10 protein-coding genes and 1 pseudogene are annotated in these 12,290 nt (G+C 72.3%); 7 read left to right on the top strand and 4 right to left on the bottom strand.

Annotated elements, in window-relative coordinates; genetic code table 11:
• Position 1: 1 nt before the first annotated feature.
• A complete protein-coding gene (locus AB0E90_RS01845; RefSeq protein ID WP_360397911.1) occupies positions 2-1,969 on the bottom strand; it encodes a cytochrome c oxidase assembly protein in 1,968 nt (655 codons plus the stop codon).
• Between the two features lie 213 nt (positions 1,970-2,182).
• Between AB0E90_RS01845 and AB0E90_RS01840 the strand changes: the two genes are divergently transcribed.
• The 5 genes from AB0E90_RS01840 to AB0E90_RS01820 all read left to right on the top strand — a co-directional run bounded on the left by AB0E90_RS01840 (position 2,183) and on the right by AB0E90_RS01820 (position 6,283).
• On the top strand, positions 2,183-3,562 hold the full coding sequence (locus tag AB0E90_RS01840) for a PepSY domain-containing protein (RefSeq protein ID WP_360397909.1): 1,380 nt from the start codon (positions 2,183-2,185) through the stop codon (positions 3,560-3,562).
• Positions 3,563-3,652: 90 nt separating this feature from the next.
• Positions 3,653-4,351 carry an energy-coupling factor ABC transporter permease gene (locus AB0E90_RS01835; RefSeq protein ID WP_360397907.1) on the top strand — a complete coding sequence of 233 codons (699 nt, stop codon included), beginning with the start codon at positions 3,653-3,655 and terminating at the stop codon, positions 4,349-4,351.
• Positions 4,348-4,698, top strand: a complete 351-nt coding sequence (locus AB0E90_RS01830; RefSeq protein WP_360397905.1) for a PDGLE domain-containing protein — start codon at positions 4,348-4,350, stop codon at positions 4,696-4,698. Before AB0E90_RS01835 ends, AB0E90_RS01830 begins: the two co-directional genes overlap by 4 nt.
• Positions 4,699-5,460 carry a cobalt ECF transporter T component CbiQ gene (cbiQ, locus tag AB0E90_RS01825; RefSeq protein WP_360397903.1) on the top strand — a complete coding sequence of 254 codons (762 nt, stop codon included), beginning with the start codon at positions 4,699-4,701 and terminating at the stop codon, positions 5,458-5,460.
• A 67-nt stretch (positions 5,461-5,527) separates the two neighbouring features.
• Positions 5,528-6,283, top strand: a complete 756-nt coding sequence (locus AB0E90_RS01820; protein WP_360397901.1) for an ABC transporter ATP-binding protein — start codon at positions 5,528-5,530, stop codon at positions 6,281-6,283.
• Positions 6,284-6,587: 304 nt separating this feature from the next.
• Here AB0E90_RS01820 and AB0E90_RS01815 read toward each other — a convergent pair whose 3' ends face one another.
• Complete coding sequence (locus tag AB0E90_RS01815; RefSeq protein WP_360397899.1) at positions 6,588-7,127, bottom strand: helix-turn-helix domain-containing protein; 540 nt, start codon at positions 7,125-7,127, stop codon at positions 6,588-6,590.
• 54 nt (positions 7,128-7,181) lie between these two features.
• Here AB0E90_RS01815 and AB0E90_RS01810 point away from each other — a divergent pair, with 54 nt between their 5' ends.
• Positions 7,182-9,308 (top strand): glycoside hydrolase family 3 C-terminal domain-containing protein, encoded by a 2,127-nt coding sequence (locus AB0E90_RS01810; RefSeq protein WP_360397897.1) that lies wholly within the window; start codon positions 7,182-7,184, stop codon positions 9,306-9,308.
• Positions 9,309-9,410: 102 nt separating this feature from the next.
• Here the strand turns inward: AB0E90_RS01810 and AB0E90_RS01805 are convergent, their stop codons facing one another.
• On the bottom strand, positions 9,411-10,706 hold the full coding sequence (locus tag AB0E90_RS01805; protein ID WP_360397895.1) for a sodium:proton exchanger: 1,296 nt from the start codon (positions 10,704-10,706) through the stop codon (positions 9,411-9,413).
• Between the two features lie 81 nt (positions 10,707-10,787).
• Between AB0E90_RS01805 and AB0E90_RS01800 the strand changes: the two genes are divergently transcribed.
• Positions 10,788-11,567, top strand: coding sequence for an SDR family NAD(P)-dependent oxidoreductase (locus tag AB0E90_RS01800; RefSeq protein WP_360397893.1), 780 nt, complete (start codon positions 10,788-10,790; stop codon positions 11,565-11,567).
• Between the two features lie 21 nt (positions 11,568-11,588).
• Here the strand turns inward: AB0E90_RS01800 and AB0E90_RS01795 are convergent.
• A pseudogene (locus tag AB0E90_RS01795) lies at positions 11,589-12,176 on the bottom strand (zinc-binding dehydrogenase); the annotation flags it as partial.
• Positions 12,177-12,290 lie beyond the last annotated feature (114 nt).

Genomic DNA, 12,290 nt, shown 5'->3' with positions numbered 1-12,290 from the left:
GTTACCGCGATTCAGTTCCATTCGCGGCGAGAAATGCGTTGTACCGAGCCAGCTCGTCCTCTTCGCCGCTGGCCTCGGCGCGGTCGGCCGCCCGGTCGAGGCGGGCCTGTTCGCGCTCGTCGCTGCGGATCCACTGGCGCACCAGCACGAGCAGCACCGCGGCCGCCGGCAGCTCGCCGAAAGCCCACGCCAGCCCGGCGCCCAGCCGCTGATCGGTGATCAGCGACGAGGCCCAGGCCGGGTGCACCGAGGTGTACCAGTCGAGGCCGATGATCGTGGTCGACTGCAGCAGCACGAAGCCGAAGAACGCGTGCGCCGCCACCGCCAGGAAGTGCACGAGCGTCAGCAGCGCCGGGTGGATCCGCCGCCGCCCCGGATCCACCCCGACCAGCACCCAGAACAGCAGGTATCCGGCGAGGACGAAGTGCGTGAGCATCGCCAGGTGCCCGAGGTGGTAGCGCATCAGGGTGCCGAGCAGCCCACTGAAATACAGGCCGTAGAGGCTGGTCACGTAGATCGCGAGGGCCACCACCGGGTGGGTGAGCACGCGCAGGAAGCGGCTGTGCACCAGGACGAGCAGCCACTCGCGGGCGCCGCGCACCTGCGGGTCGGCCGGCCGGCGCAGGGTGCGCAGGGCCAGGGTCACCGGGGCGCCGGCCACGAGCAGGATCGGCACCACCATGGACAGCACCATGTGCTGCACCATGTGGACGCTGAACAGCACGTAGGCGTAGCGCGCCACCCCCAGGCCGGTGATCGCGGCGAGCAGCAGCAGGCCACCGACCCAGCTGACGGTGCGGCTGACCGGCCAGGCGTGCCCGGCCCGGCGCAGCCGCACGACACCGGCGAGGTAGGCGCCGATGCCGACGGCCGCGACCGTCAGGAAGAACAGGTCGGGCAGCGGATCGGCGAACATCCGCGCGGCGCTCGACACCGGCGGGGCGGCGAAACCCAGCAGGTCGACCAGTGGATCGGCGTCCTCCGGATTGGCCGGCACCGGCGTCGGGCTCCGCGACAGCGCCACCGCCAGCCCGATCGCCGCCCCGAGCAGCGCCAGCTCCCCGGCGGCCAGGCGCAGGAACGCATCCGGCCGGCCGGCGGCCAGCGCGGGCAGGGTCCGGGCGCGATGCCGGGCCCCGATCAGCCCGGCAGCGAGAAGAGCCACCACCTTCAGCAGCACGAGTACGCCGTAGCGAGAGGACCACAGCGGCGACCAGTCACCGAGCCGGACGGCCGCGTTGGCCGCCCCGGTGATCGCGGTCGCCACGAAGCAGCCCACCGCCAGTCGGCTGTATCGGCCCGCCGTCTCGGCGAACCGGCGCGTGCGGCGGACCACGAACAACCCGGCCAGCCCGCCCACCCAGAGCGTCGCGGCCAGCACGTGCAGGGCAAGGCTGGTCACCGCGACCTGATGGTTGCCGGCCGAGGCCGCGTGCCCGGTGAACGCGGGCGGCAGCAGCGCGGCCATCGCCACCAGGGCGGTCGCGGCCGCCGGTCCGCGCGCGACACCGCACCGGCTCAGCACCACGACCAGCGCCGCCAGGCCGGCCTGCGCCAGCAGCGCCTGACCCTGCGAGATCGACAACGCGAAGCCGTAAATGGCGTGCGAGCCCAGCTCGCCGACCGGCACGGCAAGCACGTCCGAGACGGTCAGCACGATCAGGGCGAGCGCGGCGACCGCCCACCCGGCCGCGAGCCACGTCGCCCGGCGCAGCAGCAGCCAGCCATGGGCGGACACGCTCCGGCCGTCACCCGGCAGCAGGAACGCCGCGGTCACGGTCGCGCCGACGGTCAGCACCCCGAGCAGGTTGGCGAGCAACGTCATCACCGGCAGCGCCCACTCGGTCGCCGCGCCCGGCGTCGGAATCCCCGGCAGCACCGCGTCGTCCACCCCGTGGCCGAAGATCAGCGCCGCCACCAGCGTCAGCGCGGCCGCCATCACCGGCCCGATCCGGGCTCCCCACTTCACGATCACCCCGGGTGGTCGCTCGCCGGGCCCGCCTGGTTCCCTGCATCCCCACTGAGTGCCAGGTCACAACTTCCTGGAACTTTCCGGTGCGGCCGCTCGACCAACCCGTGCGTGACCTTCCCCTGACGCCCGTGGACCCCGAGCGAGGAGCCCATGACCGCCGCACAGCTGTCACCGTCCCCGACCCCTGCCCCGCCTCGACCGGGGCGTTCCGTGAGCGGCTTCGGCCCCTTGCTGTTACGCCTGCACTTCTACGCCGGCCTCTTCGTCGCCCCGTTCGTGCTGCTCGCGGCGCTGACCGGGATCGCCTACGTGTTCACCCCGCAGTTGGAGCGGGCGGTCTACGCGGACGAGCTGGCCGTCTCGCCGGCCGGCCCGGCCCGGCCGCTGTCCGAGCAGCTCGCCGCGGCCCGCGCCACCCATCCGGCCGGCGACATCACCGCCGTGCGGCCGGGCAGCGGCGAGCGGACCACCCAGGTCGACTTCAGCTCGCCGGAGCTGGATTCCGAACACCAGCACACGGTGTACGTGAACCCCTACGACGCCCGGGTCACCGGGCAGCTGACCACCTGGTGGGCGAGCACCCCGCTGCGGACCTGGTTCGACGACATGCACACGCACCTGCATCTGGGCAGCGTCGGCTACTACTACTCGGAGTTCGCGGCGAGCTGGCTGTGGGTGCTCGCGCTGGGCGGGGTCGCGCTGTGGTGGCGCCGCCAGCGCGGCAAGCGGATGCTCCGGCCCGACCTGGCCGCGAAGAAGGGCGTGCGCCGCACCCGTGGCTGGCACGCCTCCACCGGCCTGTGGCTGTCGGTCGGCCTGCTCTTCCTGTCGGTCACCGGCCTGACCTGGTCGAACCTCGCGGGCGAGAACTTCAACGCGGCGGTCGACGCGCTGCGCGGCAGCCGGCCCGCGGTCTCGGCCGAGCTGAGTGGCGCGGCCGTGGCCCCGGCCGGCCACCACGGCGGCGGCGCCACCGCGCCGGCCGGCACGCCTGCCGACCCGGCCGTCATCGACCGGGTGATGCAGGTGGCCGGCGCCAACGGCCTGGACGGACCGATCTCGGTCACGCTGCCGGCCGACGCCACCACCGCGTGGACGGTCACCCAGGAGGACGGCCTCTGGCCGGTGCGACGGGACAGCATCGCGGTCGACGGCGCCACCGGCGCGATCACCGACCGGAGCGACTTCGCCGACTGGCCGCTGATGGCCAAGTTCACCCAGTGGGGCATCTACGCCCACATGGGTGACCTGTTCGGCCTGGCCAACCAGCTCCTGCTGGCCGCCCTCGCGCTCGGCCTGATCTGCGTGATCGTCTGGGGCTACCGCATGTGGTGGCAGCGCCGGCCCACCCGGGCCGACCGCCGCGCCCTGGTCGGCGCGCCGCCGGTCGGCCGGGGCGCGTGGCAGCAACTGCCCCCGTGGGCGATCGCGGTCGGCGTCCCGGTGATCTTCGCGATCGGCTGGGCGCTGCCGCTGTTCGGCCTGCCTCTGGCCGCGTTCCTGCTGGCCGACGTCGTGATCGGGGCGGTCCGGGGCCGCCGTGCAGACCGATCGGAGGTGCCGGTGTCGCCCGCACCCGCGGGCAGCTGACGCGCCGAGTTGGGCTATTGCAATTACTTGGCAATAGCCTAACGAGGCCCATATGCTCCCCGGAGAGCCGGTGACCTTCGGGAGGGCTTCATGGAGACAGTGGCGATGCACATCGCCAACGGCATCGTGAACGGGCCGGTTTCGGCGGTGTTCGCGGTGTTCGCGGCGGCGGCGCTGGCGTTCTGTGTGTACAAGGGACGCAACGACCTCGACGAGCGCCTGGCGCCGATGGCCGGCCTGGTCGCGGCGTTCATCTTCGCGGTGCAGATGCTCAACTTCCAGGTGCTGCCCGGTGTCTCCGGGCACCTGCTCGGCGGCACCCTGGCGGTGATCCTGGTCGGCCCGTGGGTGGGCGCGCTCTGCGTCTCGACGGTGCTGATCGTGCAGTGCCTGCTGTTCGCCGACGGCGGCCTCACCGCGCTCGGGCTGAACATCACGAACATGGCGCTGATCGGCACCGCCGCCGGATACCTGCTGGTGGCCGGCCTGCTGCGGGTGCTGCCGAAGAACCCGCGCGGGCTCGGCACCACCGCCCTGATCGCCTCGATCGTCAGCGTCGTGCTGGCGTCGCAGGGCTTCGTGCTGGAGTACGCGCTCGGCGGCACCACCGCGCTCTCGCTGCCCACGATCGCCGGCACCATGGCCGGCGTGCACGTCCTGATCGGCATCGGCGAGGGCCTGATCGCCGCGACCACGGTCGCCACCGTCGCCAAGGTCCGGCCCGATCTGGTGTACGCGTTGCGCCGGTTCCGTAAGCAGGCAGTCGCCGAGATCGGAGTGCCGGCATGACCTTCCTGAAGAAGAAGTGGTTCTGGTTCGCCGGCCTGTTCGTCGCGCTGCTCCTGGCCGGCGTGGTCAGCAACTTCGCCTCGGGCAGCCCCGACGGACTGGACGCGGCCGCCCGGCAGGGCTGCACGTTCGACGCGGCCGGCGAGATCACCGGCGGCACCTGCATGGCCCAGCGGGAGAAGGACCATCAGATGGCCGGCAGCCCGCTCGCCGACTACGGAATCAAGGGCATTTCCCACCCGTACGTCTCGACCGGCCTTTCCGGGGTTGCCGGTGTTCTGATCACGTTCGGACTCGGGGCCGGCCTGTTCCGGCTGGCCCGCCGCCGCAACCGGCAGGAAGCCTGAGTGGGCGCGGGCCACGCGCACCCGCTGCACCTCGACCGGGACAGCCCGGTCCACCGGCTGGCGCCCGAGGTGAAGATCCTCGCGGTGCTGCTGTTCACGATCGTGGTGGTGAGCACCCCGAGGGCGGAGTTCGCGGCGTTCGCCGGCTACGCCCTGCTGCTGGCGGTGGTCACCGTGCTGGCGCGGGTGCCGCCCGCGTGGCTGGCCAAGCGCTCCACGATCGAGCTGCCGTTCGTGCTGCTGGCGATCGCACTGCCGTTCGCCGGCCACGGCGCGCGCGTCGACTGGCTGGGGATGTCACTGTCGGTCGACGGCCTCTACGGCGCGTGGAACATCTTCGCCAAGGGCACCCTGGGCGTGCTGGCCTCGCTGCTGCTGGCCGCCACCACCACGATGCGCGACCTGATCCTCGGCCTGGACCGCCTGCGCTGCCCACAGGTGTTCACCCAGATCGCCACGTTCATGCTGCGCTACCTGGACGTCCTGGCCGACGACGCCCGCCGGATGCGCATAGCCCGGCTCTCGCGCGGCTACGACCCACGCTTCCTGTGGCAGGCCAAGGCGTTCGCGGTAGGCATAGGCGCCCTGTTCCTGCGCGCCTACGAACGAGGCGAACGCGTCTACTTGGCGATGGTGTCGCGCGGCTACACCGGCAGACTGCCCGCACCCGACCAGCGGCGCACCCCGCCCGCGCAGTGGGCCGCCGCCGCCGCACTGCCGCTCGCATCGGCCGGCATAGCGCTCGCTACGGTCCTCGCATGACCGCCCACACCGAGCCACACTTCCGCGAGTCGCCTCGCCGGAAGGGCATGCCAAAGGTGGTTCAGCCATGACGCCGTCGCTGCGTATCGCGGGCCTGACCTTCGCCTACCCGGACGGCAGCGCTGCCCTGCGCGGGGTCGACCTGACGGTGGCGGCGGGGGAGCGGGTCGCGCTGCTCGGCCCGAACGGCGCCGGCAAGACCACCCTGGTGCTGCACCTCAACGGCATCCTGCACGGCGGCGCCGGCACGATCGAGGTGGCCGGGATGCGCGTCGATCCGGCCGACCGGCCCGGCCTGGCCGAGATCCGCCGCCGGGTCGGCATCGTCTTCCAGGACCCGGACGACCAGCTCTTCATGCCGACGGTCGCGGAGGACGTCGCGTTCGGCCCGGCCAACCTGGGCCTGCGCGCCGACGAACTGCGGCAGCGGGTCGACGAGGCCCTCGAGGCGGTAGGCATGGCCGCCCACCGCGACCAGATCCCGCACCACCTGTCCTTCGGCCAGCGCCGGCGCGTCGCGGTAGCCACCGTGCTGGCGATGCGCCCGGAGATCCTGGTGCTGGACGAGCCGTCGTCCAACCTCGACCCGGCCAGCCGCCGCGAACTGGCCGAGATCCTGGAATCCCTCCCGGTAACGGTGCTCATGGTCACCCACGACCTGCCCTACGCCCTGCAGCTCTGCTCCCGCTCGGTAATCCTCGACACCGGCCGCATCGTCGCCGACGCCCCAACCCCGGACCTGCTGGCCGACCCGGACCTGCTCGCCCGCCACCGCCTGGAGCTGCCGTTCGGCTTCCAGCCCGCCGTCCGCGGCGACGCCTGACGACCTGCCGCCAGCGGCACCGCAGCTCGCCTATGACGATCCGTTTGTTTTTGCGATAGACAGAATGGCGCGCCCGGCCGGTATTTGTGGGCGATTTTCGGATATGCGGCGTCGCGGGTGGTGCGTTCCCGGCGTGCGCCGTGACGCGATGTCGGCGACCGCCGGCCGACCGTCGCGCTTCGGACGTCGGTGCCGGCGCCGCATTGCCGATCGCCTGTGTGCGGCCCGGGACAGCCGCTGGTTTAGGTGAAATCCGGCGGCGGCCAGGCTCGGACCGGAAAGGTGAACGGCATCGTTGGGACCGCTACTCGGTGTTGAAGAGGCGGTTGGCGAAACGGGTCCACTGGTGCCAGATGTCGATTGTCGGGTCGCGTAGCCAGTTGAGCTGGATGCCGTCCATGAAGGCGTAGATCTCGACCGCCGTTTCGTGGTCGCCCAGCAGCTCCGTGAAGAGGGTGGTGCCGGTGTGCAGGCGGTCGGCGAAGTAGGCGTGGGCCGGGTGGGCCGGGTCCAGGGCCTCGGCCGCGAGGACCGTGTAGAGGCGGACTATCTCCGGCTGCTCGATGTTGCGCCGCACGATGCGGTCGAGGATCTCGCGGGTCGGCATCGTGGGGTCGATGCCCTCGGTGTCGCGTTCGTCGCGCAGGGCCAGCACGTCCAGCAGCAACTGTTCCTTCGAGCCGACGTGGTGCAGCACGCCCGCCCGGGTCAGGCCGGTGGCCTCGGACAAGGCCTTGATCGAGAAGCGGTGGTAGCCGATCCGGGCGATCAGTGCGGTCGCCTCGGCGACGAGTTGCGCGCGGCGTACGTCGGCGGTCAGCCGCACCCTCTTCCCCGGAGCCATCGGGTGATCGTAAACTGCTGCTACCTACACTGGTGTCAGTAAGGGAGTGGCGGGATGACGGCCTTCGACGAAGCGGTCGCACGGGTGACGGGCGGGGCCGGCCTCGCTGCCGAGACCGACGCCCTGCTGGCGCGGCTCACCCTGGACGAGAAGCTGTGGCTGCTCGACGGCGACGACGAGTTCTGGCCGGGGATGGCCGAGATGGCGGCCGGCTACAACCTGCGGCCGATCGTGATGGGCGCGGTCGACCGGCTCGGCATCCCGGGGCTGCGGTTCAGCGACGGGCCGCGCGGCGTCGTGATGGGCGCCTCGACCGCCTTTCCGGTCTCGATGGCCCGCGGCGCCACCTGGGACCTCGGCCTCGAGGAGCGGGTCGGCGTCGCGATCGGGCGGGAGATGCGCGCCCAGGGCGCGAACTTCTTCGGCGGCGTCTGCATCAATCTGCCGCGGCATCCGGCCTGGGGGCGCGTTCAGGAGACGTACGGCGAGGACCCGATCCTGCTCGGCGAGTTCGGGGCCGCGCTGGTGCGCGGGGTGCGGCGCAACGCCATGGCGGTGGCCAAGCACTACGCGCTCAACAGCATGGAGAACGCCCGCTTCCAGGTGGACGTCACCGCCGACGAGGCGACCCTGCACGAAGTGTTCCTGCCGCACTTCCGCCGGGTCGTCGAGGAGGGTGTCGACGGCATCATGACCGCCTACAACTCGGTCGGCGGCGAGTGGGCCGGGCAGAACGAAGAGCTGATGGAGGGCATCCTGCGCGGCCGGTGGGGGTTCACCGGCGTGACCGTCTCCGACTTCATCTTCGGTCTGCGCGACGCGGGCGCCTCGTTGCGGGCCGGCCTCGACGTCGAGGAGCCGTTCCGCCAGCAGCGGGCGCAGCACCTGCCGGCCGCGCTGGCGGACGGGTCGGCCGGCGTCGAGCACGTCGACCGGGCCGCGCGCCGGATCCTGGCCACCCAGCTGGCGCACCATGCCCGCGATCTCGAGCCCGCGCCGGGCATCGAGGTCGTCTTCAGCGCCGAGCACCGGGCCCTCGCCCGCGAGGTGTCCCGCCGCTCGATCGTGCTGCTCAAGAACGAGAACGGGACGCTACCGCTGGCCGCCCCGGCGCTGACCAGCATCGTGGTGGCGGGCCGGCTGGCGGCGGCCCGCAACACCGGTGATCACGGTTCGTCGGACGTGCGGTCCCCGGCGGTGGTCACGGTTCTCGACGGCCTTTCGGCCGCGGTCCCAGGCGTACGCGTCAATCATGTCGCCGATGATGCGCAGGCCGCCGCTGAGGCCGCACGCACCGCCGACGCCGCGGTCGTGGTGGTCGGCTACACCGCCGTTGACGAGGGCGAATACCTCGGCGCTGACACGATGGCCGACCCGGCGCTGCAGGCGCTGTTCCCGCCGGTGCCGGACGGGGCGGCCGGGTTCGACCTGTCGCAGGCGGCCGCGACGATGGGCGGCGCCGCGGGTGGCGACCGGGCGAGCCTGCGGTTGTTGCCGGCCGACGTGGAGCTCATCCGGGCCGTCGCGGCGGCCAACCCGCGCACCGTCGTGGTCATCGTGACCGCGGGCGCCGTGATCACCGAGGAGTGGCGCGACGAGGTGCCGGCCGTGGTGATCGGCTGGTACAGCGGGGTCGAGGGCGGGCACGCGCTCGCCGACGTGCTGCTCGGCAAGGCCGACGCGGCCGGCCGGCTGCCCTATTCGATCCCGGTCAGCGAGGAGCACCTGCCGTTCTTCGACCGGAACGCGCGCAGCATCGTCTACGACCGGTGGTTCGGGCAGCGGCTGCTCGACCGGGACGGGCACGCGGCGGCGTTCCCGCTCGGCTTCGGCCTGTCCTACACCACGTTCGCCCTGGACCGGCTCGTGCTGTCACCGGTCGCGGGCGAGGGTTTCACGGCCACCGTCCGCGTCACCAACACCGGGGAGCGGGCCGGCCGGCATGTCGTTCAGCTGTACGGCGTGGTGGAGGCGGACGACTTCCCGCGCCGGGTGCTGCTCGGCTTCGCCCCGGTCGAGGTCGCGGCGGGGGAGAGCGTCGAGGTCGCGGTCACCGGCTCGACCCGGCCGCTGCAGCGGTGGGTTTCCGGCGGATTTGTCCCGGCGGCCGCCGACGTCACGATCGAGGCAGCCGCCTACTCCGGCGACCCGTCCGCGGTCAGCCAACTTCTCCGCCTCTGATCGCGCAGGGCTCGTTTGCCTTGAAGCGGCGTCTTACAAGCCCGCGCAGGGCCCGCTTCCTTGAAAGCGGCGTCTCGGAGTCCGGCGGGACGGCGGGGCAGGTCAGGCGGGGGCCGGCTGGTCGTCGAGCTGCTTCAGGTCGGCGGTCAGGCCGATGCGGAGCAGGTCGCGGCCCTGCCGGTGCTGGCGGACGAACAGCGCCACGGCCGACACCAGGTAGACGGCGGAGAGGGCCAGCATCACGATCCGGTTCGCGGCGTCGCCGAGCACGATGCTGGCCGCGAACTGGATCGCGAACAACGTGATCAGCGATGACGCGCCCCACATGCTCAGGCGCAGGTTGACCAGCAGGCTCACCGCGAACAGCGACTGGGCCGCGGTGATCAGCAGCTCGTAGCGCTGGTGCTCGTCCAGTGGCAGGCCGTGCAGGCTCGCCGAGGAGACCGCGAACACGATCGGGATCGTGCCGACCAGCAGCGTCCACTGGTTGACCTTGCTGGACAGCAGGGTGCCGAGCGCCTGCGAGGCCCGCAGCCGCCACGCGTAGAGGCAGGCCACGATCAGCTCCGGGGCCTCGCTGGCGACCGGCGCCGCCCACTGCACCAGCAGGAACTCGTCGATCTTCAGGCGCTGGCCGCTGTGCACGACCGCGTCGGCGAAGTGTTCCGCGGTCAGCACGATGATGGCCGCCGCGGCCAGGAACAGACCCAGCACCCACCAGCGCCTGGTCTTCTTGCCGTGGGAGGCGATCCAGGCCGCGGTGCCGGCGAGCTCGGGCTCCTCGACCGGGGCCTTGGACAGCCGCCACGCGTACAGGCCGAAGATCGCGAGCAGGACGGCGGCGTCGATCAGGGTCAGCGTGTGCCGCAGCGGCAGGGTCAGCGAGTAGATCGTGGCCGCGGCCAGGAACACCACCTCGACCGACATCGGTTTGTCCAGCTTGACGTGGCCGGGGGCGGGCACGCTCGGCTCCGACCGGGCGCGGCCGGGGTGGCGGCGGGCGACCACCGCGGCCAGCAGCACGACCAGTGGCCAGCCGATGCCGACCAGGACCCGGTTGGCGCCGGTCATGTTGGCCAGCGCCAGCGAGCAGGAGTCGCCGCACTGGCCCTGTTCGGCGACGGCCTGCCCGGCCCGCATGGTGAAGACGAAGTCGACGCCGTACTCCGGGAGAACGGCGAGGAACGCCAGGAAGGCGAGGGCGACGCCGGCGCTCACGTCCACCTCGGCGGTCTCCGCGGCCCAGGAGAGCAGGAACGCGGCGCCGATGATCGCCGCGCCGAACACGGCGGCGGCCAGGAACGGGCTCATGTCCAGGCCGGTCAGGACGGCATAGATCCCGGGGAGGGCGGCCGCGGCGGCGAAGGGGAGCGGCCACGGTCGTCGCGTGTTGGGCATGCGCGACGCATACCCGGCAGCACACCTTGAGTCACGCGAATCACACGAGTATTCACAGGTACCGCGGGGAAAGTTGATCTTATGGCTCGCGTACTCATCACCGGATCCAGCCAGGGCCTCGGGCTCCTGGCCGGCAAGCTGCTCGCCCGACAGGGACACCAGGTCGTCCTGCACGCCCGCAACGCGGAGCGGGCCGCGGACACCCGCGCGGCGCTGCCGGCCGCCGCGGACGTGCTGGTCGGCGACCTGTCCTCGCTGGCCGGGATGGAGGCGGTCGCCGAGCAGGCCAACGCGAGCGGGCGGTTCGACGCGGTCATCCACAACGCCGGGGTCGGCGACCGGGAGCGGCGGCGGACCACCGCGGACGGCATCAACCAGCTCTTCGCGATCAACGTGGTCGCGCCGTACCTGCTGACCGCGCTGATCACCCCACCGGAGCGGCTGGTCTACCTCTCCTCCGGCGTGCACCACCGCGGTTCGGTCGACCTGAGTGATCCGCAGTGGAAGAACCGGTTGTGGTGGCGCGGCCACCAGGCGTACGCGGACAGCAAGCTCTTCGATGTTCTGCTGGCCTTCGGCGTGGCCCGGCTCTGGCCGGGCGTGCGCTCCAACGCGCTGGAGCCCGGCTGGGTGCCGACCCGGATGGGTGGCGAGGGCGCGCCCGACGACATGAGCAAGGGGTACGTCACCCAGGCCTGGCTGGCCACCTCGGACGACCCGGCGGCCGACGTGACCGGCGAATATTTCTTCCATCAGCGGGCGCAGGCACCGGCCCCGATCACCCGCGACGTCGAGGTTCAGGAGGAGCTGCTGGACTACTGCGCCGGGCTGACCAGGACCCCGCTGCCGATAGTGGTGTGAGCCAGCCGATCAGCAGATGGGTCAGCCGACCAGCAGGACCAGCTTGCCCCGCACCTGGCCGGACTCGCTGACCCGGTGTGCCTCGGCGATCTCGCCGAGCGGGAAGGTCCGCACCGCCGGCAGGGCGAAGCGCCCCGACTCGATCAGCTCGCCGATCTCGGCCAGCACGTAGAGCGCCCGGCCGGAGTCGCCCCGGCTGAACCGGACGTCGTACTTCTGCGCGCCCAGGAAGTCGGCGACCGTCAGGACGTGCTCCGCGCCGCCGGCCAGCTCGATGAGCTCCGGCAGCACGCCGCTGCCGGCGACGTCGAGCGCGAGGTCGACGCCGTCCGGCGCGAGCGAGCGCACCCGCCCGGTCAGACCCTCGCCGTAGGTGACCGGCTCGGCGCCCAGCGAGCGCAGGTATTCCTGGTTGGCCGGGCCGCCGGTGCCGATCACCCGGGCGCCGCGGGCCACCGCGAGCTGGACCGCGGCGCTGCCGACACTGCCGGAGGCGCCGCTGATCAGCACCGTGCTGCCGCTGCGCACGCCGAGCTGGTCGAGCGCCCGCGCGGCGGTCTCGGTGGCGGCCGGCAGCGCGGCGGCGCCGGCGAAGTCGAGTGACGGCGGGCAGGTCCACGATCTCCAGGACCTCCGGGCCGCCGAACCGGCTGAACTGCGCCGCCTTCATCGTGTGCTCCCGTCGTCTGCCTTCTCCGAAAGTACGCAACCGAATCGCCGGGC

This window comes from Actinoplanes sp. NPDC026619, from assembly GCF_040638295.1.
Taxonomy (GTDB): domain Bacteria; phylum Actinomycetota; class Actinomycetes; order Mycobacteriales; family Micromonosporaceae; genus Actinoplanes.
Note: the sequence above shows the minus strand (reverse complement) of the source record. Positions and strands in the feature narration are given on the sequence as shown.

Bases quoted from the DNA above. Each gene is read 5' to 3' on its own strand.
- AB0E90_RS01835 (WP_360397907.1), top strand. From the start codon at position 3,653: ATGGAGACAGTGGCGATGCACATCGCCAACGGCATCGTGAACGGGCCG.
- AB0E90_RS01830 (WP_360397905.1), top strand. From the start codon at position 4,348: ATGACCTTCCTGAAGAAGAAGTGGTTCTGGTTCGCCGGCCTGTTCGTC.
- AB0E90_RS01820 (WP_360397901.1), top strand. From the start codon at position 5,528: ATGACGCCGTCGCTGCGTATCGCGGGCCTGACCTTCGCCTACCCGGAC.
- AB0E90_RS01815 (WP_360397899.1), bottom strand. From the start codon at position 7,127: ATGGCTCCGGGGAAGAGGGTGCGGCTGACCGCCGACGTACGCCGCGCG.
- AB0E90_RS01810 (WP_360397897.1), top strand. From the start codon at position 7,182: ATGACGGCCTTCGACGAAGCGGTCGCACGGGTGACGGGCGGGGCCGGC.
- AB0E90_RS01805 (WP_360397895.1), bottom strand. From the start codon at position 10,706: ATGCCCAACACGCGACGACCGTGGCCGCTCCCCTTCGCCGCCGCGGCC.
- AB0E90_RS01800 (WP_360397893.1), top strand. From the start codon at position 10,788: ATGGCTCGCGTACTCATCACCGGATCCAGCCAGGGCCTCGGGCTCCTG.